Below are 20,661 nucleotides of genomic sequence, written 5' to 3'. Positions count from 1 at the left end.
ATCATCATCGCGCTTTGGTTCTCTGATTGAGCTTGATCCCTTCGAAAGGCGGCTGCGAATGCGACCGTTCAGTTTACTCGTGTGGCAAGCAACTCGTGCAGGTTAGCGTCGAGCTGTGCGAGCATCTGCGGATCGGTGCCGAATAGACCCAGGTGCCCGTCGATGCTGGCCAGCGGGCGGAACTCGCTTCCCGGAATGAGCCGCTGCTCGGCCTCGCAATCGGCCGGCGGGAAGAACATGTCGTGACTGATCGGCATCACAAATGTCTTCGCCTTGATACGCCCGAGAGCAGCAGCAAGGTCGCCCTCGGCGTTGCGACTGACGTCGCCGCGCTGCCACTTCCACGCCATGGACAGCAGATTGTTCGGGTCCATCGGCGCGAAGTATCCGGTCATAAAGGTGTCGACAAAGGCCTCCACGGTTTCGAAACCCAGCGCCTTGTGCCTGTTGGCGCGGAAGAAGTCGGTGCTCCAACCCATCACGGCCCAGAGCTTCGCCTGTCGTTTGAGGCCCGCGGCAACGTCGGCCGGCGAGTCGTAGCGCCCTTCGCGGAAGCCCGGATCGGTCGTGATTGCCTCATTCAATGTCTCCGCGAAGAGGAAGTCGTGCTCGGTATTCTTCGCCGTACCGGCGATCGGCGCCGCGCGCTTGACGAATTCCGGATAGCGCACGGCCCACTCATAGGTCTGCTGCGCGCCCATCGAGCCGCCGACCACGAGTGCCAGGCTCTGAAGCCCGTACTTTTCGGTCAACAGCCGATGCTGGGCGCGAACGTCGTCGGCGATGCGGATCTTCGGGAAATTTGGTCCAGCCATCGCCCCACTGGCGTTGTGCGGCGATGTCGACAATCCACTGCCGATCTGGTTGACCACGATGATGAAGTACTTCGCAGGATCGAGCGCCCGGCCCGCGCCGATATAGGCCTGCTCCATGATCTTGCTCGTGCCCGAATACCAGGTGGGAACGAGAATGGCGTTATCCTTCGCAGCGTTGAGCGCGCCGTGTGTAGCGACGGCGAGTTTACAGTTGGGAATGGTGCCGCCATCCTCGAGCGGCAGGTCGCCGATGTCGATCATCTCGTAGGGGCCGTGACCTTCGGGCCCGTAATAGGGATTGTTGCTCATTTGAATTTTCCTTCGGCCTGGAGTCAGTTCATCGCGAGACCGGGATAGCCGTTGGCGGCCAGCTCGTCGCATTGTCTGTTGTAGTTGCCGACGCCCCCGATATAGGACAACAGCCGGCGCGGCTTGCCGTCGACGTTGGAGCCCATGTACCAAGAGTCGGTTTTGATCACGAGCGTCGCGGCAGCGGTGTCGTCATGGTGCTTCACCCAATTGTCCTCGAACTCCCGCGTGGCCTCGATCGTTTGCTTACCTTGCTTTCGCGCGTAGCCGATGCAGTCGGTGATCCAGTCGACTTGCTGCTGCAGACAAGTGGTCATGTTGCAGAGGGCCGCTGAAGGTGCGAGCGGCGCGCCTGTCGTAAACAGGTTCGGATAGCCATGGACCTGGAGGCCCATGGCGGTACGAATCTCCTGCTTCCATTGTTCCTTCAGCGAACGACCGTCGCGGCCGCGGAAGTCGATCCGGCTCAGCGCGCCGGATCCGGCGTCGAAACCGACAGCGAGGATAATGACGTCGACTTCGTGAACCTTACCGTCGGAGGTTTGGATACCCTCCGGTACGATGCACTCGATCGGCGTGGACCGGCAGTCGATTGCTTCGACGTTGTCCTGCAGATAGACCTCGAGATAGCCGTTCTCGAGCGGCACGCGATGCGTGCCGAAGCCATAGTCGGAAGGGATCAGGAGGTTGCACAGTTTCGGGTCGTTGCGCAGGCGCTCACGCATCTTGCCCCGTACGAAGTCGGACACGACGGCGCTGACCGATTCGACGAAGAACATCTCCGGGAAGGTCGCGAGCCACATCGATAGCGAGCCTTCTTTCCAGAACTTTTCCAGCACCTCCGTGCGCTCTCCGGGCGTCAGCTCCGCCCACGGACGGTTCTCGAAGTCGTAATGGAAGCCGGCGAAGGTCGAACGGACGCGCTTCTTCAGGTCGTGGAATTGACCGGCCCAAACGTCCCATTCGGCCTGGCTGTATCGCGGATTTTTCATCGGAACCACGTATTGCGGCGTCCGCACGAAGATCTTCATTTCGGCCACGTCGGAGGCGATGGTCTGGATGACCTGGATGCCGGTCGCACCGGTGCCGACCACCGCGACGCGCTTACCTTTGAGATCGACGCCGGCCTTCGGCCATCGTCCCGTATGGTGGATCTCACCTCGGAACGTCGACTGGCCGGGAAAGCGGTCGACGAGCGGGGCCGAGAGCATGCCGCAACAGGCGAGGACGTACTGAGTGTCGATCTTCTCTCCAGCGTCCGTCGTGACCGTCCAGCGGCCGTCCTTCTCGCGATAGTGCGCTGAGGCGATGCGGCTGTTGAATTGAATGTCCTTTTTCAAGTCGAGGTGATCCGCGACGAAGTTCAGCCAGCGTTCGGTCTCGGGCTGCGCGGGAAATCGTTCGCTCGGCTTCCAGGCCCTGTACAGATCTTCGGAGAACCAATACTGGTAGACCTCGACCTGGGAGTCGAAGCGCGCCCCCGGATAGCGATTCCAGTACCAGGTGCCCCCCACCCCCGATGCCGTATCGTAGGCGCGGACGTTCAGTCCCATCTCGCGCAGGCGATACAACTGATAGAGGCCGGCGATCCCGGCGCCAATGACCAGCGCGTCCAACCGCGTTGTCGGTGCGTCCGCACGCGGCGCATGTGTCGGCTCCAACAAGGTGCCCATAACGTTTCCCCTCTTTTGTATCGGCCGCTTGAGCGACCGAATGACCATTCGGCGTGGGGAGGAACGTTAGAAGCGACGTGCAACCTCGTCTTGAATGAACCGGTGTGTCTGTTGAAGGATCAGGTGAAGGAGCGCTAGCGAGAGCTGCCGTCCCTCAGGGCGGCCGGTGTCCGCCCCAGCCGTGCGCGCATGACGCGTGTCAAATGGGCCTGATCGGCGAAGCCACATTCCGACGCGATCGCCTTCAGCGGCAATCGACCAAGAGCCAGCATTTGCTGCGCTTTTTCGAGCCGGCGATCGACGACGTATTGGTGGGGGCTACTTTGAAACGAGGCGCGAAAGCGTTTCCCGAACGTCCATACGCCCATCGAGGCGACTTCGGCGAGTTCCTCGAGCGAGAGCGCCTGATCGATTCGGGCTTCGATGTAGTCGACAATGCGCTTGCGTGTTGCCGGCGGCAGCTCGCCCCTGCCCGACTTGTCGACAAACTGAACCGATGCAAAGTTGCGAAGCAGATTGACGACAAGCTGCGTGCTCAACGCGTCGACGTATAACGCACCGCCGATGCCGTTGCCGCCGGCTTCGCGAGATATCGCCTCGACGACTTCGGTCACGATCGAGCTTTGCGTGCGCAATATGTCGTGTAGCCGCACCGCAGCGATCGGTCGCTCGAGGACGTCGGCAGCCACGCGGGAAACCACGGCGTCCGAGAGATAAACATGCGAGACCTCAATCTGCTCGGTCCAGTGCCAGTGTGAGGCCTGCGAGCGGGTCAACAGCGAAACGTCCCCCGGGTGACACTCAGTCCGGGTCCAACGCCCCTCGAAACGCCGCTCCATCATAGTGCTGCCGCGCTTGTAAGAGACGATCATGAAATCGGCCATCGCGGGCACTGGGACGTCGAGACCACGATAGCGGTAGGTCCGCAGCTCAACACCCTTCCAGCCTTGACCGGTACTGCAGCGCAGCAGCTCGCCCGGTACCCACCGCGGAAGTTCTTCCGGTCGAATGAGCAGTGCCATGGGATTTTTCCATCGTCGCGGACAGACGGGCACCTGTACGAACTATTGTCAACAGCAGGTTTGTAACTGTCAAGCCGCCCTGAACGGGCGTGGCGCGCGCTCGCTGTATCCTCTGCACCGGGCGAGCCAACTTCAACGGCATGTGCACAAGCAGTTGCGGCAGATCCTTCCGGTTTTGGAAAGCAGCAATAGGCAGGAGACCTGCAGGCTTGAAACGCGACCAGGATATTGAGGTGACGGTGCTGGACTGTACCGCAATTCCCGTAATTCCGGCATCATCCAGCAGGAGGAGGGATTGCAGATAGACGTGCAGTAGCTCCTCGGATGGGCAACGCAACGCTGTGCCGCACCTCCGACCTGTTTTCCGATCTGGTCCTAGGCAGGCTCGGCCGACGGCTGCTGCACCAGAGCGGCAATCGCCGAAATCGAGTCCAGGCGCGTCAGGTCGAAACCGATGTCGGAGAAATTGATCCCGTAATCGGTCTCGATGCTCATGATCAGCTCGACCGCGTCGAGGGAATCGAGACGCCCGCTGGTGAACAGCGGATCGTCGTCACTGAGCGGCGAAATATCGCCCTTCATGATGAGGCGCTGCGTGATGTAGTGCCGCATCCGCGATCTGACTTCGGGGCGCTCTGTCGTGGTCATGTCGTGACTCCCAGGAGATAGAACAGGAATTCGGCGCGTTGCCAGAGCGAGTGCTCACGGTCCAACGGTGCATCGAAGATGTGAATGACACAGAAGAAGCCGGAGACCCACAGGCAAGGCAGCAAGCGGCCGCGCAGCCACCCTTTCGGGGCCGGCTGCGGCACGCGGCGCATCTGCGAGAGTCCCACGCTAACAGCCAGGACGAACGTGTAGAACGCGTGGGATTGTTCGCCGACCACGGCGCGCCAAAGCCCCATCTCACCGACGAAGTGAATGTCGCGAATGAAATGGAACAGCAAATTGCCGACACAGGCCGCAGTAAAGGTGGCGAAGAACATGCGAAGCCGGCGATGGCCGCGGAAACAGCGCACGAAGGTGGGGTAGAAGAAGTGATCGACCAGCAATTCCTTGTAGTAGAAGTAATAGCGGTTCCAGAACTCGGCGAGCGTCGCCGACTGCAGGGGACGATAGGTGTTGCGCAACAGCCGAAAGCCGGCAAGCCGCGCCGTTGCGACGATGACGCCGCCGAACACGGTCATGCTCAGCAGGTCGTCGACAAAAAAGACCACAACGCTTGCCCACCCCACCAGGCGTGGCTGTGGATGACCGGCGAGATACTGCAGCAGATTGTCGTCGAACATCGGAAGCCGTAACTGACCGTGGACGAGTTCGCCGAAGCAGATCTTGCCGATCGCCAGGATCAGGACCCAGGCCGCAAGCTTGACGCCCTTGAGCTGCGTGACCGCGAGCTCCTCCGACGTCTTGGCCTCGAAACGACGAAGGTAGGACAGTCCTTTCCCGAATGGGGTCAGCGTTGCTCCCCAAAAGGGATGAAAGACGCCGAGGTGCTGCCACACCGGAGCTCGCTCCTTGGTCGCGTCGACCAGACCGTAGGCAAGGAACCACAGATATGGCTGGAACGTCATCAGGAACGACCAGAGCAGAACACGCGGTGTGCCGGCCGTGAAACTGGCCTGCGTTACGACGACGAGCGCCAGGAATGCGATCAACAGGCCGAGCGTCGGGCGACGGAGCACGATGGCTCCCGATCCCTGCATGGCCAGCAATACGGAGAACAGCGCGAACGTTACGGCCACCATGGCCGCCGACACCAATGGCTGATCGATCCGGTCCGCGACGCCTTCGTCGATTGCGAGCCGGGCGAGAAACGTGCGGTCGACCAGGAAGCCGCTGCGCCAAAGCAGCAGCGAGGTCGCAAGAAAAATCAGGACGCGCCGGTATCGCCCGGCGTAGGCGCAGGCCAGCGCCAGACCGGCGGCCGAGAAGTCGATGCCGATCTGCCAGAACAGCACCGCCAGCAGCCCGACCCCGCAGCAAAGCACCACGCGTCCATGGGCCTCCTGCACTCCCGCCACAAGCGTCGGGTCACGATCGATTTGAGGAATCAGCCGCCACGACGGCTTCGCGAGCACACCCGTGGTCGCACCATCATAGGGCTGGCTCTCGACGCTCATCGGACAACGCGCGTGGACGCTGCGGGCTTTGGCATCTACGAGGCCCTTGCGACGGCTTCACCAAGCAGGGACGCCACCGAACGCCGGTCTGCCTTGCCATTGGCGTTGACGGGAATGTCTTCCAGCCAGATGAACCTGCCCGGTACCATGTAGGCGGGAAGATGCGCGGCGCAGTGCTGGCGCAGCTCGCTCTCCGGCAGTCTTGCACCCGCATAGGCAGCCAGCAGCCGGGTTGCACCGCCGGCATCCTGAAGCACCACAGCGAGCGCGCGCGTGACGCCCTTGCACGCGACGAGGGCGTGATCGATCTCCTCGAGCTCGACCCGGTAGCCCCGAAGCTTGACCTGATTGTCGGCCCGGCCACGAAAGCGGAGCACACCGGATCCAGCTTCGGCCTCGACGAGATCACCGCTGCGATAAAGGATCGATCGATAGCCCTCGATCAACGGATCCTGGCGGAAGCGGCGGGCCGTCTCTTGCGGATTGTTGATGTAGCCAAGCGCAACGCCCGGACCTCCGAGCCACAGCTCGCCCGCGGTGCCCGCGGGCACCGGCTTCAGGTCCTCGTCCAGAATCCGGTAGCTGAAATTGGGATTGAGCCGCCCCAGCGGAGCCAACCCGTCGGAGGTGTCAAAGGTGGATTCGACGATCTCGAAACCGCTACAGATGCAGCTTGTTTCGGTCGGGCCGTAGCAATTGATCAGCTTCGCCTTGCCGGCAAACGCGTCGTAGAACCGGCGAAGCCGCGCCAGCGGAAATCCCTCGCCGCCGAACATAAACCGGCTGACGCTCGGCAGCCAATCGGGACTGAGCAGGTGCATGGAGTCCAGGAACATGAACAGCGTCGGCACCGCGAAGAAGAACGTGCACTGATGCTTCGTGATCTCCGACACCAGCGCCGCGGGCGGACGTCCCTTCAGCGCGTCGAGCGCAACGATCGCCGCGCCGTTGAGCAATCCGGCATAGATATCGAAGACTGAATTATCGAAGTAGATCGGATTGACGTTCGTCAGCCGGTCGCCGGGTCCGATGCCAAGATCGTGCTTCGCCCAATCGATCAGGTGCAGCACTCCTTGATGGGGGATGACCACGCCCTTCGGCTCACCGGTCGAGCCCGACGTGAACATCACGTAGGCGGGATCAACCCCGGTGATCACAGCGGTTTGCGGCAGGTTGGCCTCGTCAAGCCGCGACACGGCATCGCGCAGGGCCGCACGGGCATCGGCGTCGCCGATCAATGCGCGGGTGCCAACTCCCTCGCGCACGCTGACGATCAGCGCCGGGCGGCATCGCTCCAGCATCAGCCGGGCGCGCTCCGCGGGAGCGGCCGGATCCAGGAACGCGTACGGCGCTCCGATCTTGATGCAAGCCATGGCGAGCGCATAGGCTTCGACCATCTTCGGCAGCTCGAGACAGACGACGGCGCCCTTGTCCACGCCCTGCGATGTCAGCCATCGCGCCAGCCGGTTTGCGAACTTGTTGAGCTCGACAAAGGTGAGGCTGTCGCCTTCGCAGATCAGGGCGACGGCCTCCGGCGAGGCCGCGGCAACCGCTTCGAAATGCAGCGCCAGATTATGGGCGACCATCGTTATGCCTCGACCCGCTCATGGTTGGCAGGATCATCAGGCACGATCGACGGCGCCGGCATGATGGCGGCAAAATCGCGCTGGCTCAGTGCAATCACGGCCGCAGGCAATGTCTCCTGGCGGAATTGCCCTCGCAGCGCATCGCTGAGCTCCATGCCGAGTTGCTGGAGGAACGCGGCAGCCATCGGGTCGGTCGCCAACGGCCTCCCCGCCCTGATCCAGGGTTCCGTTTGCGGGGCGAGGTCACGGCTCTTGCCGCGCGCAGAAGCAGCCTCGGGATCGACGCGCAGCACCGCATCGTACCGATACCGGATCAGCTCGTAGCTCGATCCGCGCTTGAGCTGGATCTCGGCTCCCGAAATCTGCGGGATGAATTCGGGGATGCCTTCGAAGTACTCGGGGTGGATCACCAGTTCGCGATCCTGGGCGATCGCCAGCGTGATCTTGCGCTCCAGCGATGCCGGGGTGACACCCGACGGGGCTTTTGCGGATTGGACCTCACGGTGAAAGACCGGCAAGAGCTCGAGGTTGCGAACATCGCCGACGAAGATGTGGCCACCAGGAGCCACCAGCTTGACGGCCTGCTCCAGGACCCTGTGCAGATATTCGATGCCGGGGAAGTACTGCACGACCGAGTTGATCACCACCGCATCGAACGATTGCGGCGACAAGCCGCCGATATCAGTGGCCTCCCGCTCGAGAAATTCGACATGCCGAAGCTCGGCCTTCGACTGCGCGAACGCGCGCAATCGGTGAACAGCGACCGGTGAGAGATCGGTCCCGCAATACACCTCACAGCCAGGCGCGAGCCTTTCGACGAGCAACCCAACCCCGCACCCGACCTCCAATATCCGCCTCGCACCGAGAGCGCGAATACGCTCGATCGTGCAATCCAGCCAATCGATCATCTCGGTTTCGGGAATGGGCTTGTTGGTGAAATTGCTGGTCCAGCCCACGAACGACGGCGCAACACTGTCAGGGCCATGGCGGTACACTTGATCGAAGGCCCGACGCCATTGCGTCACCCTGCGATCGGTTTCGGCCTGAAGGTGTTTCGACTTGCCGGCGCTCAGGCGGTCAGGAGCAACAGCCGCGAATGCGAGCTTGAACTGGCGGCCATCGGGGCTCTCCTCGGCGCAGATGACGGCATCCGTCACGTCCGGATGCGCCGCCAGTGCACGCTCAATCTCGTTCATTGGGGGTGCACGCAACCGAACCTCCTCTTGCAGCCAGCCGCCAGGGCAACGAGCGCCGGATCATGTTGAGAGCGCATCGCGCCGCAGACGGGATGAGAGGACCCAAACGCGCGTGCTACGGAAATTCGCTAAAATGCCGCCAAAGCCTTGCTAGAATCTAGAGCGCAGCGGGTTAAGCAACCTTAAAGACGAGAGCTCCGGAACCGGGCCGCTTAACGGGCGGACGCCTGGCCCCTCGCCCAAACAAAACCCCCGCAGCCTGCGCCGCGGGGGTCACCGTCTTCAGGCCGGTTTCGTGGTTCAGTGCGCCAGGATCGCCAGCAGCAGGAGGGCCACGATGTTGGTGATCTTGATCATCGGGTTCACTGCGGGACCCGCGGTGTCCTTGTAGGGATCGCCGACGGTGTCGCCGGTCACGGCCGACTTGTGGGCATCAGAGCCCTTGCCGCCGAAGTGGCCGTCCTCGATGTACTTCTTGGCGTTGTCCCAGGCGCCGCCGCCCGAGGTCATCGAGATCGCGACGAACAGGCCCGTCACGATCACGCCGAGCAGCATGGCGCCGACGGCCGAGAATGCCGCCGACTTGCCGGCGGCACCGCCGCCCGCGATCGCGTAGATCAAGAAGTAGACGACGACCGGCGACAGCACCGGCAGCAGCGAGGGGATGATCATCTCCTTGATCGCCGCGCGCGTCAGCAGGTCGACCGCCTTGCCGTAGTCAGGCTTGTCGGTGCCCTGCATGATGCCCGGCTTCTCGCGGAACTGGCGCCGCACCTCCTCGACGATCGCGCCGGCCGCACGCCCCACGGCGGTCATGCCCATTGCGCCGAACAGATACGGCAGCAGGCCGCCGAACAGCAGGCCCACCACGACGTAAGGATTGTTGAGCGAGAAGTCCGGATTGACGCCGGCGAAATAGGCGTGGTGCGCGCTGTCTGCAACGAAGAACTTGAGGTCCTGGTTGTAGGCCGCGAACAGGACGAGAGCGCCGAGACCGGCGGAGCCGATCGCGTAGCCCTTCGTCACCGCCTTGGTCGTGTTGCCGACCGCATCGAGCGCATCGGTCGACTTGCGCACCTCCTTCGGCAGGCCCGCCATCTCGGCGATGCCGCCGGCGTTGTCGGTCACCGGACCGAACGCATCGAGCGCGACAATCATGCCGGCCAGTGCCAGCATGGTGGCGGTCGCGATCGCGATGCCGAACAAGCCGGCGAGGCTATAGGTGACCAGGATGCCGGCGATGATGACGATCGCGGGCAGCGCGGTCGCTTCCATCGAGACGGCGAGGCCCTGGATCACGTTGGTGCCGTGACCGGTCACCGAGGCCTGGGCGATCGACTTCACCGGACGATAGTCCGTGCCGGTGTAGTATTCGGTGATCCAGATGATCAGCGCGGTGACGACGAGGCCAACCACGCCGCATTCGAACAGCGCCATGCCGGTGTAGTCGACGCCCTCGAGCTTGCCGAAGCCGATCAAATAATAGATCACCACGGCGATGCCGATCAGCGACAGGATGCCGGTTGCGATCAGGCCCTTGTACAGCGCGCCCATGATCGACTGGCTCGGCCCGAGCTTGACGAAGAACGTGCCGATGATCGAGGTGATGATGCAGATGCCGCCGATGGCGAGCGGCAGCGTCATCATGTTGGCGAGGATCGGCGTCTTGGCGAAGAAGATCGCAGCCAGCACCATGGTGGCGACCGCAGTCACCGCATAGGTCTCGAACAGGTCGGCCGCCATGCCGGCGCAGTCGCCGACATTGTCGCCGACATTGTCGGCGATGGTCGCCGGATTGCGCGGATCATCCTCCGGGATGCCCGCTTCGACCTTGCCGACGAGATCGCCGCCGACGTCAGCACCCTTGGTGAAGATGCCGCCGCCGAGACGGGCGAAGATCGAGATCAGCGAGGCGCCGAAGCCGAGCGCCACCATGGCGTCGACCACGGTGCGGCTGTCGGGCGCGAGCTTCAGCGAATGGGTCAGGAAGCCGAAATACAGGGTCACACCGAGCAGTGCGAGACCGGCCACCAGAAGTCCGGTGATCGCGCCCGCCTTGAAGGCGAGCTCGAGGCCGCCGGCGAGCGACGTCGTCGCGGCCTGGGCGGTGCGCACATTGGCGCGGACCGAGACGTTCATGCCGATGAAGCCGGCGGCTCCCGACAGGATGGCGCCGATGGCAAAACCGATCGCGACATAAAGGCCGAGGAAATAGGCGAGCAGCACGAAGATGACGATGCCGACGATGCCGATCGTGGTGTACTGGCGCCGGAGATAGGCCTGTGCGCCTTCACGCACCGCTGCCGCGATCTCCTGCATGCGCGGCGACCCCGCATCCGCACTCAACACCGAAGACGTCGCCCAAATCGCGTAGACGACGGAAAGCACTCCGCAGAGCACTATCAACCATAATGCTGTCATTTGATTTTTGCCTCAGATCCTTGATGTACGACCCCCGGCGCCTCTTGTTGTCCGTCGTGCGGTGCGGCGCCTTGATTTTGAACAAAGCCGCCCGCAGGCGGCTTTAGTCGGCCACAAGCTTGCCAAAATCAAATTGAGGGTGCAACGCCGTATAGGGGCGAAAAAGCCGATCTCGGCAAGTATTTAGACTTAATCCCAAGCGCCGGGGCCGGCAGCTCCGATGCAGCCGGCCGCTACGTTTGGCAGGCTCGGCCTAAGCTGCCGCCCCCACGGGATGCCGGGATGAAGACGCCAATTCCAACGTCTGCCCGTCAGCACTCGTACGTCGGTTGAAGATTTTGACCTCGTAGACGCTGTCGCTCGCGCCGGCCTCCAGCGTCACCGAGATGACCTGGTCGAGCGTGAGGACACCGAGCGGCACTTCCTGATCGGGTAGGATCAGCCTCGCCTGCTCGCCGACGAACACGATCACAAGATGGCCTTTCGCCATGTTGCTCTTCGCCAGCACGCGCAACTGGCTGTGATAAGGCTGCCGCGTCCAGGCCGATGGCAGGTCGGGATCAACCACGACCTGGATGTTGTTGGTCTTGGGGTGCACCGTCAGCACCATTTTCGCCTGATCGGGCTTCCAGTGCATGGGCAGCGCCGGCATGGTCTTCCAGAGACAATCGAACGCCGCGCACTCGCCTGGCCTGCTGTCATGGATGGCGCAGCCGAGGGTAGGCTCGCAATGTGAGCACCACGTGCCGGCAGGCTTGCCGAACGCGACAACGTTGTAGACCTTGCAGCAGAGCGTGCAGCTTCCGCACGCGCGCTCCTGAGCCGCCGGCGCCGCGCCCGCCCCCGAAATGACCGCCGTCATCGAAACATATCCCTCAGCCGCCCATCTCTCGGCGCTGATACATCCGCAGGCTTTCGCGGGGATTGCGAGAGGCTGGCCTTAAGCTGCCGATCTCACGTGGTATCCAAGCCTAGAAATGGCTGTAGGACAATCGCCGCAGCGTGACTTCGCGGCCTTGTGCGTCGATCCATTGCGGCGCCCCCTGGCCGGCAAGGATGGTACCGATCATCGTGACCTGGACCCCGGCCTGCTCGGCCTCCCGCGAGAAGGCTGCGCTGCGTCCCTTCGGAACCGCGCACAGGATCTCATAGTCGTCGCCGCCCGACACCAGCTTCTCGAACCCGACCGCGGAGATCGCGATGGCGGCGGCCGGCGACGCCGGGACCTGGTGCGCATTGACCACGGCACTGACACCAGAGGCGGCGCAGAGCTTGGCAAGATCGCCCGCCAGTCCATCGGACACGTCCATTGCCGCGCTCGCATGGTCGCGCACGACCTTCGCCAGCGCATTGCGCGGCCGTGGAACGCGGTAGCGATCGACCAGATAGTCCCGCGCAGCCGGGTCCGTCAGCGCCGCAGCGGCCGCACCGCCCGTGAGCACATCGAGGCCAAGGGCGGCGTCACCGATCGTCCCCGTCACAAAGATAAGGTCACCCGGACTTGCGCCGGTGCGTCCGACCATCCGCCCTTTCGGCACGCGGCCGAAGGCGGTGATCGAGATCATCTGCGGTCCCGGCGTCGACACCGTGTCGCCGCCGAGCAGCAGACACGCAAAGCTCTTGGCGTCCTCGCCGAGAGCATCCGCGAACGGTCTCAGCCAGGCATCCTCCTTGCTGCGCAGCGCCAGCGTCAGCACGAAGCCGGCCGGTGAAGCGCCCTTGGCGGCAAGATCGGACAGGTTCACCCGCAGCGCCTTGCGCGCGATGGTATCAGGGGGATCGGTGGCAAGATAATGCACACCCTCGACCACGGCGTCGGTGGTGACGACGATGTCGTCGCCCGATGTGGACAGGATCGCTGCGTCATCGACCAATCCGAACGCACCCGGATCAGTCGCGAGCGGCTTGAAATAGCGCGCGATGAGGGAGTCTTCGGCGGAAGGGTTGTGCGGCGTGGTCATCGCGTCAACCCCACACACAACTGTCATCGCCCGGCTTGACCGGGCGATCCAGTATTCCAGAGACGGTCATGTGAAGTCGATAGGCCGCGGCGTACTGGATGCCCCGCCTTCGCGGGGCATGACACCGGAATATGGGGCAGCAGCATCGCATCAATTCACCGCCCTACGCCCGTCCTACCCCCGCCCGAACTCATCACCGCGAAACTGACGGCCGATCTGGTCGAGCACGGCATTGACCATGCCGGTCTCCTCGCGGTCGACGAAGGCGTTGGCGACGTCGACATATTCGGACACCACGACGCGGCCCGGCACGTCCTTGCGATGCTGCAGCTCATAGGCCCCTGCCCGCAGCACCGCGCGCAGGATCGCCTCGATCCGCTTCAATGGCCAGCCCTTCGACAGCGCCTCGTCGATCAAGGGATCGAGCTTCTTCTGGTCGCGCACGACGCCGGAAACGACGTCGCGGAAGAATGCGGCTTCGGCCGGCAGATAGGTGTCACCTTCGACCTCGTTGCCGAGCCAGTGGCTCTCGAACTCGGCAAAGATGTCGTTGATGCCGGCGCCGGCGATGTCCATCTGGTACAGCGCCTGAACGGCCGCGAGCCGCGCCGCGCCGCGCCGGTTGGCTTTCTTCTCGGCGGGCGCAGCCGGTTTCCTGATGTCAGCCGTTTTCTTAGGATCAGACATGGCTCAGGCCCGCGCCAGGCGGCGCTTGATGCGCAGCATCGCAAGCGCCGCGCGTGCGGCATCGCCGCCCTTGTTGAGCTCGCTGGCGCGCGCCCGCGCCCAGGCCTGCTCCTCGTTGTTGACAGTGAGGATGCCGTTGCCGAGCGGCAGTTTTCGCGAAACCGCCAGATCCATCAGCGCGCGAGAGGATTCCTGCGAGACGATCTCGAAATGAATGGTGTCGCCGCGGATCACGCAGCCGAGCGCGATCACCGCGTCATAGGGCTTGCCGTTCGCCGCAGCCGCATCGACTGCGATGGCGACCGCGGCCGGAATCTCCAGCGCGCCGGGAACCGTGATGATGTCATGGGTCAGCCCCGCCGCCTTCAGCTCCGCGACCGCGCCGTCCAGAAGCGCGTCCTGGAGATCGTCATAGAACCGTGCCTCGACGACAAGCGCCCGTGCGCCGGAAATGTCGGTCTGGTCCTTCAGGGGTGCGCGCCGCGCGTCAGCCATCGTTCAATCCGTTCTACTGGGTCGGCGCGTTATGTAGTCGCCGCGGCCGCGTAAGCCAAGTTTTAAAGCGCAAATCCGGCTTCGCCGGTCAATTCATTTCCGTCAGCCGCGCCGCGTAGCGGGCCATCAGATCGACCTCGATATTAACCTCGCTGCCCGCCTTCCAGCCGCCGATCGTCGTGACTTCGAGCGTATGCGGAATGATCAGCACCGAAAAGGTCGTATCCTCAACCGAATTGACCGTCAGCGAGACGCCGTCGAGCGTGATCGAGCCCTTGGTGGCGATGAAACGCGCCAGCTCCCGCGTCGTCGAGAGCTCGAACCGCGCCATGTCGGGCAGGTCTTCGCGGCTCATGATGGTCGCAATCCCGTCGGCATGGCCGGCGACGATGTGGCCACCGAGTTCGTCACCGATCTTGAGCGCACGCTCGAGATTGAGCTTGGTGCCGAGCTTCCAATGCTTCGCCGTCGTCAGCGCCAGCGTCTCGGCGGCAGCATCGACGTCGAACCAGGTTTTGCCGTCGGCGACACCGGACGCGACCACGGTAAGGCAGACGCCGTTGTTGGCGATCGAGGCGCCATCGGCGATGGTGGTCTGGTCGTAGCTGCAGGCAATGCGCAGGCGGTGCAATTGCCCCTGCGCCACGGGCTTGAAGCTGATGATCTCGCCGATATCGGTGACAATGCCGGTGAACATGCTAGGCGCGCTCGTAGATGGTGAGAGTATCGGGGCCGAATGTCTCGCTAGCATGAACCTTGTAGGCCTGCGACTGCGTGATTTTCGACAGGGGCAATGCATCGAGCGCATCGACCCCGCCCGCACCCACCTCTTCCGCTCCGCGGAACAGCCAGATCTCGTCGACGAGGTCGGCGGACACGAAGGCGGCCGCGACGCGGCTGCCGCCCTCGACCATCAGCCGCGTGATGCCTTTCTCGGCGAGCGCGCGCAGCACGGCCGGCAGGTCGAGCCCGATTGCACCATTGGGCGGCATGCGCATGATTTGCGCACCGGCCGCGCCAAGGCGGGTCGCGGCGGCTGCTTCGGCAAGCTCGGAAGCCATCACCCAGAGCGGCGTTTCGCGCGCAGAACGAACAAGCTGGCTGGAGGCGGGAATTCGCAAATTCTGGTCGAGGACGATGCGCACCGGAGAACGTCCTTCCATGCCCGGCAGGCGGCAATTGAGCTGGGGATCGTCCGCCAGCACCGTCCCGATGCCGACGAGGATGGCATCACTCTGCGAGCGCAACAGATGCGCGCGATCGCGCACGGCTTCGCCCGTGATCGCGAGCGGCTTGCCGCCTTCAGCGCCGATCTTGCCGTCGGGCGAGACCGCGAGCTTCAGGATCACATGCGGACGTTTGTCGCGGATACGGCGGAAATGACCGGCGTGGTCGAACGCGGCCTCCGCCGCGCACAGGCCGACATCCACGGTGATGCCGGCGGCGCGCAGGCGCGCATGGCCCTGCCCCGCCACTTCAGGATTGGGATCCTCGATCGCCGCCACCACGCGCTTGACGCCCGCCGCGATCACCGCATCGGCGCATGGCGGTGACTTGCCGAAATGCGAGCAAGGCTCGAGCGTGACGTAAAGTGTGGCGCCGCGCGCCGCCTCGACTGCACGCCGCAACGCCTCGCGCTCCGCATGCGGCCGTCCCCCTGGCTGCGTCCAGCCACGGCCGACGATGACGCCGTCCTTGACGATGACGGCACCAACGGCCGGATTGGGCCAGGTGCGTCCCTGCCCGCGCCGGCCCAGCGCCAGCGCCAGCTGCATGAAGCGGCGATCCGAATCCTTGGACTCGCGGATCCTCGCGGCGAACTGATCTTCCAGGATGCGGAAGATCATTTGCGGATCGCGGCGAGCCGCGCTTCCTCCTCGCCGGAGAGCTCGCCGAGCACGTCGGCGAAATCCTTGGCCTCGCGGAAATTGCGATAGACGGAGGCAAAGCGCACATAGGCGACGTCGTCGAGCGTGCGCAGATGCTCCATCACGGTCTCGCCGATCACCTCGGACGAGATCTCGGCTTCGCCCCCGGTCTCGAGCTCGCGCACGATGGTGGAGACCATCTTCTCCACCCTTTCAGGCTCGACCGGCCGCTTGCGCAAGGAGATCGACACCGAGCGCATCAGCTTGTCGCGGTCGAACGGAACGCGGCGGCCGTTGCGCTTGATCACCGTGAGCTCGCGCAGCTGCACGCGCTCGAAGGTGGTGAAGCGGAAATTGCAGGCGATGCACACGCGCCGCCTGCGGATGACGGAAGAATCCTCGGTCGGACGCGAGTCCTTTACCTGCGTATCGAGACTGTTGCAGTTCGGGCAGCGCATCCGAGTACCTTGATCCCTAGAGCATGATCCGGAAAAATGCGAAGCGGTTTTCCGGAAAGATCATGCTCAAACAAAGAGCTAAAGCTCGATGATGATTCAACCCAATCTCATCGCGCTTTAGACTTGGCCTCTTACTGATAGATCGGGAACCGATCCGTGAGCGCCTTGACCCGTTCCTTGATCGCGGCCTCGACCAGCGGCGCCGTGCCGTCGTCGGACTGCGCGATCGCGTTGAGCACCTCGGCGATCATGCCGCCGACCTGCTGGAATTCGGCGACGCCGAAGCCGCGGGTCGTCGCTGCGGGCGTGCCGAGACGCAGGCCGGAGGTCACGAACGGCTTTTCGGGGTCGAACGGAATGCCGTTCTTGTTGCAGGTGATGGCGGCGCGGACCAGCGCCTTCTCCGAGACGTTGCCCTTCAGGCCCTTGGGCCGGAGGTCAACCAGCATCAGATGGTTATCGGTGCCGCCCGAGACAATGTCGAAGCCGTGGCTCTTCATCGCCGCGGCCAGCGCCTTGGCGTTCTCGACGACGTTCTTCGCATAGACCTTGAAGTCCGGGCGCAGCGCTTCGCCGAAGGCAACCGCCTTCGCCGCGATCACATGCATCAAGGGGCCGCCCTGCAGGCCCGGGAAGATTGCCGAGTTGAGCTTCTTGGCGAGCACTTCGTCGTTCGCGAGGATCAGGCCGCCGCGCGGACCGCGCAGCGATTTGTGCGTCGTCGTGGTGGTGACGTGGGCGTACGGCACCGGCGAAGCATGCACGCCGCCGGCGACGAGACCGGCAAAGTGCGCCATATCCACGAGCAGGTAAGCGCCGACGCTGTCGGCGATCTCGCGGAAACGCTTGAAGTCCCAGGCGCGCGAATAGGCCGAGCCACCGGCGACGATCAGCTTCGGCTTGACCTCTTCGGCCTGCCTCGCGACCGCGTCCATGTCGATGATCTGGTCCTCGCGGCGCACGGTGTAATGCGACGCCTTGAACCACTTGCCGCTCATGTTGACAGGCGAGCCGTGGGTGAGATGGCCACCGGCCGCAAGGTCGAGACCCATGAAGGTGTCGCCGGGCTGGAGCAGCGCCAGGAACACGGCCTGGTTCATCTGGCTGCCCGAGTTCGGCTGCACATTGGCGAAATTGGCGCCGAACAGCTTCTTGGCGCGATCGATCGCGAGGTTCTCGGCGACGTCGACCCACTCACAACCGCCATAGTAACGTGCGCCCGGATAACCCTCTGCATACTTGTTGGTCATCACCGAACCCTGCGCTTCCAGCACGGCCCGGCTGACGATGTTCTCGGAGGCGATCAGCTCGATTTCATGGCGCTGCCGGCCGAGCTCGCCCTTGATGGCGGCAGCGATTTCCGGGTCAGCCTGCTCGAGCGAGGCGGTGAAAAACGAATCGGGCGCAGAGGTTTTGGCGGAGGCAGAGGTCATCGGCGAATATCTCCACCGCCGCAGCCTGTTCGGAAGGGCTACGGTCGGTCTTGTGTGGCGGTTGGAAGCACGCGCGATCTACCACATCGCCCGCCCCCGGCCAAGCATTTGCGGGTCGGGCGTCGGAATTATGCAAGATATGGTGGAGATGGCTGACCTGGAGGCCCGCAAGCTTACGGGGGAGCCTCAGCGTAGAGATGTGGACTGGCCGGTTTAGGCGGCCCAATCCCCAACCGAAGCCGGCAAGTCACCCCCTCGGGGGTCGAGCTGACCGGACTTGCCGCCATTCAGGCCGTCCCGTCTACAGCCCGGTATACCCCGCCTTCACGGGGTCCACGCTGCCATCGAGCTGGCGCAGGTAGGTGAGGCCGCAGACGGTCAACCTGTGGGTGTCCTTCTCGCCGGCTTCCATCAGGGTATTGAGGTAGTTTGTCACCTTTTCCCGCGCCTCTGCGCTCGCCGCCGCCGTCCGGTTGGCGAGCAGGTCATAGGTCTGCATGATGCGGTCGATGGCAGCTTCCATGGCATCCTCTGGTTCATCGATGTTTTTGGAGTCTTGATCAGGCAACCGCGCGAGCCTCGGACTGGGTCTCGAATCGCGTGATCGCCTTGTTGGCGAGCCTGATCTTGTTGACTTCGCCGTGCTGGAGCAGCTTGACGATGATCTCGAGCAGGCGGTCGTTGGTCGCGAGCGTGTCGGGGATTGCGCCGGATCGGCGAAGGTAATTCGCGGCGATGGCGTAGGCATCGCTCACGAGTTCGACGTTGATAGCCTGCAACCCGCGCTCGACCAGCATCGCATCCTCCGATCCGGAGAGACAACTGCGACGCGAGAATCCGGTTCCGCCCCGGCTGGCTTTTTTTCGCAACTGCGAAGAGACGTCAAAACGCGCCGGTCCGGGCAAGCCGGGCCGACGCGCTTGGGGAAGTCAGGCACGTTGGGAAGCCTGCCGGTCTTGTTGCGGGCCGGCTTGGCCTTGACCCCTTCTGGAACTCAGAGGCGATACAGGATCTGGTCGGTCCAGAACCGCTCGAGGCGGTGCAACGACTTGTTGAGGGTCGAGAACTCCTCGCCCGAGATGCCGCCGACCTGTTCAACGGTCTTGACGTGCTTCTGGTAGAGGCTGTCGACGATGCGGCGGACTTCCTGGCCCTGCGGCGTCAGGCGGATGCGCACGGAGCGTCGATCAACGCGCGAGCGCTGATGATCGAGGAAGCCGAGCTCGACGAGCTTCTTCAGGTTGTAGGAGACGTTGGAGCCGAGATAGTAACCGCGCGTGCGCAGCTCGCCTGCGGTCAGCTCCTTGTCGCCGATGTTATAGAGCAGGAGCGCCTGCACGGAATTGATATCGGCGCGGCCACGACGATCGAACTCGTCCTTGATCACGTCGAGGAGCCGGCGATGCAGCCGCTCCACCAGAGTCAAAGCTTCCAGATAGAGCGACTGCACCGAACCCTGCGGGCCGGAAACGCGCTCTGCGGTATCTGCCGCAGTTGCGACGGCTTTCATCATGACACTTCCCCTGTTGTCGTTTTTGTCGACACTTATTCGACGCAACTTGTGTTCCGTCTGATAGGTCCAACTTAAGGGGGGCGTTTGAAGATCGGCTTAAATAAGAGAATAAAGAGATCATGAATTTAAGACAGTGAATTGCGGATTAAGCCTGTGCCACAAGCACTTTTCGCAACCGTCTGTTGACCGTGGCAAGGTCCTGTTCACCCTCCGTCCGGCCCCGCTGTCGCATTCCAGAACAGCCCCGCCCCAATTCGAAACGCTCGCGTAAGAGCTGTGGCTGAAAGCGCTAGGTCAATGAAAACTTACCTCGAATTTGAGGCAACCAGCGGTCAACCAAGTCATCACGACTCGGCAAATGCCACTCTCGTGTGCCGGACGAGCGCAGCGAAGATCCTGGACCAGAAGTCACAAGCGAGATTGCAGAGACATGGGCCCCGGCTCTGCAATGCATCACGCCGCAAATGGGGCGCGCTGCATTGCGTCCGGGGCACGAGAGTTTGCAGCGCTACGGCGGCCGTTCGCGCGCGGCCATCCAGGCGAGCGCGAGATAGGCGGCGAGCATGAAGGCCTCGACGCCGACGACGATCAGGCTGCCGCCATAGATCCCCGGAAACATCAGCTCGATCACCGCCATCGAGACCACGGTGGTCAGCCACACCACCGCGCCCCAGGGCGTGGCCAGCCACAGGCCGACGGCGGCGACGAGCTCGATCACGGCGAAGTAGACGGTCGCGGCCTGCCAGGCCATCGACTGGTTCTCGAATGCCTCGTCCTCGCCGCCGACGAAGCCGGTCACCTGCGCCCAGTGATAGAGGCCCTTGAGGATCGACAGCAGCGCCATCACCCGCAGGAACAGCACCAGCCGGCGCGTCCAGACATTGTCGTCGGACTCAGCTCGCTCCGACGAGATCGCAGCCACCGACATCGCGCTGTCTCGGGCGTTGTCTCTGACGGCATCCCTGGCATTGGCACTATCGCGGGTGGATATGTCGGACATGGCCCCTTCTGGCTGTTTCGCTCCGCAAAATCAATCGGCTGCCATCACCTTGCGGGAGGTCAAGCCGCGGTGACGGGAACCATGCGAACTGGTATAAGAAT

At 63.4% G+C, this 20,661-nt stretch carries 20 protein-coding genes; all 20 read right to left on the bottom strand.

Annotation, left to right across the window (positions count from 1 at the left end; translation table 11 throughout):
• Positions 1–68 precede the first annotated feature (68 nt).
• Positions 69–1,124, bottom strand: a complete 1,056-nt coding sequence (locus tag HYH07_RS26860) for an alpha/beta fold hydrolase (RefSeq protein ID WP_220005316.1) — start codon at positions 1,122–1,124, stop codon at positions 69–71.
• Positions 1,125–1,147: 23 nt separating this feature from the next.
• The gene (locus HYH07_RS26855) at positions 1,148–2,797 is read right to left on the bottom strand and encodes an NAD(P)/FAD-dependent oxidoreductase (RefSeq protein WP_220005315.1); all 1,650 of its coding nucleotides are present in this window, start codon (positions 2,795–2,797) and stop codon (positions 1,148–1,150) included.
• 134 nt (positions 2,798–2,931) lie between these two features.
• Positions 2,932–3,819: a helix-turn-helix domain-containing protein gene (locus HYH07_RS26850; RefSeq protein ID WP_220005314.1), complete on the bottom strand. Its 888-nt coding sequence runs from the start codon at positions 3,817–3,819 to the stop codon at positions 2,932–2,934.
• Between the two features lie 375 nt (positions 3,820–4,194).
• Entirely contained in the window at positions 4,195–4,467 is a 273-nt protein-coding gene (locus HYH07_RS26845; protein ID WP_220005313.1) for an acyl carrier protein, read from the bottom strand.
• Positions 4,464–5,942 (bottom strand): hypothetical protein, encoded by a 1,479-nt coding sequence (locus tag HYH07_RS26840; protein WP_220005312.1) that lies wholly within the window; start codon positions 5,940–5,942, stop codon positions 4,464–4,466. Before HYH07_RS26840 ends, HYH07_RS26845 begins: the two co-directional genes overlap by 4 nt.
• Positions 5,943–5,977: 35 nt before the next feature.
• Entirely contained in the window at positions 5,978–7,528 is a 1,551-nt protein-coding gene (locus HYH07_RS26835) for an amino acid adenylation domain-containing protein (protein ID WP_220005311.1), read from the bottom strand.
• A 2-nt stretch (positions 7,529–7,530) separates the two neighbouring features.
• Positions 7,531–8,739 (bottom strand): bifunctional 2-polyprenyl-6-hydroxyphenol methylase/3-demethylubiquinol 3-O-methyltransferase UbiG, encoded by a 1,209-nt coding sequence (locus HYH07_RS26830; RefSeq protein ID WP_228749783.1) that lies wholly within the window; start codon positions 8,737–8,739, stop codon positions 7,531–7,533.
• Between the two features lie 285 nt (positions 8,740–9,024).
• Entirely contained in the window at positions 9,025–11,145 is a 2,121-nt protein-coding gene (locus tag HYH07_RS26825; protein ID WP_220005310.1) for a sodium-translocating pyrophosphatase, read from the bottom strand.
• Between the two features lie 253 nt (positions 11,146–11,398).
• Entirely contained in the window at positions 11,399–12,007 is a 609-nt protein-coding gene (locus HYH07_RS26820; RefSeq protein ID WP_220005309.1) for a hypothetical protein, read from the bottom strand.
• 109 nt (positions 12,008–12,116) lie between these two features.
• Entirely contained in the window at positions 12,117–13,106 is a 990-nt protein-coding gene (thiL, locus tag HYH07_RS26815; protein WP_220005308.1) for a thiamine-phosphate kinase, read from the bottom strand.
• A 174-nt stretch (positions 13,107–13,280) separates the two neighbouring features.
• Complete coding sequence (nusB, locus tag HYH07_RS26810; RefSeq protein WP_220005307.1) at positions 13,281–13,793, bottom strand: transcription antitermination factor NusB; 513 nt, start codon at positions 13,791–13,793, stop codon at positions 13,281–13,283.
• A 3-nt stretch (positions 13,794–13,796) separates the two neighbouring features.
• Positions 13,797–14,288: a 6,7-dimethyl-8-ribityllumazine synthase gene (gene ribH, locus HYH07_RS26805; RefSeq protein ID WP_220005306.1), complete on the bottom strand. Its 492-nt coding sequence runs from the start codon at positions 14,286–14,288 to the stop codon at positions 13,797–13,799.
• Between the two features lie 88 nt (positions 14,289–14,376).
• Positions 14,377–14,985: a riboflavin synthase gene (locus tag HYH07_RS26800; protein ID WP_220005305.1), complete on the bottom strand. Its 609-nt coding sequence runs from the start codon at positions 14,983–14,985 to the stop codon at positions 14,377–14,379.
• A gap of 1 nt (position 14,986) precedes the next feature.
• Positions 14,987–16,135: a bifunctional diaminohydroxyphosphoribosylaminopyrimidine deaminase/5-amino-6-(5-phosphoribosylamino)uracil reductase RibD gene (gene ribD / locus HYH07_RS26795; protein ID WP_220005304.1), complete on the bottom strand. Its 1,149-nt coding sequence runs from the start codon at positions 16,133–16,135 to the stop codon at positions 14,987–14,989.
• Positions 16,132–16,614 (bottom strand): transcriptional regulator NrdR, encoded by a 483-nt coding sequence (gene nrdR / locus HYH07_RS26790; protein WP_057756398.1) that lies wholly within the window; start codon positions 16,612–16,614, stop codon positions 16,132–16,134. Before nrdR ends, ribD begins: the two co-directional genes overlap by 4 nt.
• 131 nt (positions 16,615–16,745) lie before the next feature.
• Positions 16,746–18,047: a serine hydroxymethyltransferase gene (gene glyA, locus HYH07_RS26785; RefSeq protein ID WP_220005303.1), complete on the bottom strand. Its 1,302-nt coding sequence runs from the start codon at positions 18,045–18,047 to the stop codon at positions 16,746–16,748.
• A 301-nt stretch (positions 18,048–18,348) separates the two neighbouring features.
• On the bottom strand, positions 18,349–18,570 hold the full coding sequence (locus HYH07_RS26780) for a hypothetical protein (RefSeq protein WP_057756403.1): 222 nt from the start codon (positions 18,568–18,570) through the stop codon (positions 18,349–18,351).
• 37 nt (positions 18,571–18,607) lie between these two features.
• Positions 18,608–18,844: a hypothetical protein gene (locus tag HYH07_RS26775; RefSeq protein ID WP_220005302.1), complete on the bottom strand. Its 237-nt coding sequence runs from the start codon at positions 18,842–18,844 to the stop codon at positions 18,608–18,610.
• Positions 18,845–19,041: 197 nt separating this feature from the next.
• Positions 19,042–19,560, bottom strand: coding sequence for a transcriptional regulator LdtR (gene ldtR / locus HYH07_RS26770; protein ID WP_027529973.1), 519 nt, complete (start codon positions 19,558–19,560; stop codon positions 19,042–19,044).
• A gap of 508 nt (positions 19,561–20,068) precedes the next feature.
• The gene (locus HYH07_RS26765) at positions 20,069–20,560 is read right to left on the bottom strand and encodes a DUF6163 family protein (RefSeq protein WP_220005301.1); all 492 of its coding nucleotides are present in this window, start codon (positions 20,558–20,560) and stop codon (positions 20,069–20,071) included.
• Positions 20,561–20,661 lie beyond the last annotated feature (101 nt).

The organism is Bradyrhizobium sp. BR 10261 (assembly GCF_019455395.1).
Lineage (GTDB): Bacteria > Pseudomonadota > Alphaproteobacteria > Rhizobiales > Xanthobacteraceae > Bradyrhizobium > Bradyrhizobium manausense.
This window is presented reverse-complemented; position numbering and strand designations above follow the sequence as displayed.

Excerpts from the sequence above, each read along its gene's own strand:
- HYH07_RS26860 (WP_220005316.1), bottom strand. The coding sequence starts at position 1,124 with ATGAGCAACAATCCCTATTACGGGCCCGAAGGTCACGGCCCCTACGAG.
- HYH07_RS26855 (WP_220005315.1), bottom strand. The coding sequence starts at position 2,797 with ATGGGCACCTTGTTGGAGCCGACACATGCGCCGCGTGCGGACGCACCG.
- HYH07_RS26850 (WP_220005314.1), bottom strand. The coding sequence starts at position 3,819 with ATGGCACTGCTCATTCGACCGGAAGAACTTCCGCGGTGGGTACCGGGC.
- HYH07_RS26845 (WP_220005313.1), bottom strand. The coding sequence starts at position 4,467 with ATGACCACGACAGAGCGCCCCGAAGTCAGATCGCGGATGCGGCACTAC.
- HYH07_RS26840 (WP_220005312.1), bottom strand. The coding sequence starts at position 5,942 with ATGAGCGTCGAGAGCCAGCCCTATGATGGTGCGACCACGGGTGTGCTC.
- HYH07_RS26835 (WP_220005311.1), bottom strand. The coding sequence starts at position 7,528 with ATGGTCGCCCATAATCTGGCGCTGCATTTCGAAGCGGTTGCCGCGGCC.
- HYH07_RS26825 (WP_220005310.1), bottom strand. The coding sequence starts at position 11,145 with ATGACAGCATTATGGTTGATAGTGCTCTGCGGAGTGCTTTCCGTCGTC.
- HYH07_RS26820 (WP_220005309.1), bottom strand. The coding sequence starts at position 12,007 with ATGACGGCGGTCATTTCGGGGGCGGGCGCGGCGCCGGCGGCTCAGGAG.
- thiL (WP_220005308.1), bottom strand. The coding sequence starts at position 13,106 with ATGACCACGCCGCACAACCCTTCCGCCGAAGACTCCCTCATCGCGCGC.
- nusB (WP_220005307.1), bottom strand. The coding sequence starts at position 13,793 with ATGTCTGATCCTAAGAAAACGGCTGACATCAGGAAACCGGCTGCGCCC.
- ribH (WP_220005306.1), bottom strand. The coding sequence starts at position 14,288 with ATGGCTGACGCGCGGCGCGCACCCCTGAAGGACCAGACCGACATTTCC.
- HYH07_RS26800 (WP_220005305.1), bottom strand. The coding sequence starts at position 14,985 with ATGTTCACCGGCATTGTCACCGATATCGGCGAGATCATCAGCTTCAAG.
- ribD (WP_220005304.1), bottom strand. The coding sequence starts at position 16,135 with ATGATCTTCCGCATCCTGGAAGATCAGTTCGCCGCGAGGATCCGCGAG.
- nrdR (WP_057756398.1), bottom strand. The coding sequence starts at position 16,614 with ATGCGCTGCCCGAACTGCAACAGTCTCGATACGCAGGTAAAGGACTCG.
- glyA (WP_220005303.1), bottom strand. The coding sequence starts at position 18,047 with ATGACCTCTGCCTCCGCCAAAACCTCTGCGCCCGATTCGTTTTTCACC.
- HYH07_RS26780 (WP_057756403.1), bottom strand. The coding sequence starts at position 18,570 with ATGGAAGCTGCCATCGACCGCATCATGCAGACCTATGACCTGCTCGCC.
- HYH07_RS26775 (WP_220005302.1), bottom strand. The coding sequence starts at position 18,844 with ATGCTGGTCGAGCGCGGGTTGCAGGCTATCAACGTCGAACTCGTGAGC.
- ldtR (WP_027529973.1), bottom strand. The coding sequence starts at position 19,560 with ATGATGAAAGCCGTCGCAACTGCGGCAGATACCGCAGAGCGCGTTTCC.
- HYH07_RS26765 (WP_220005301.1), bottom strand. The coding sequence starts at position 20,560 with ATGTCCGACATATCCACCCGCGATAGTGCCAATGCCAGGGATGCCGTC.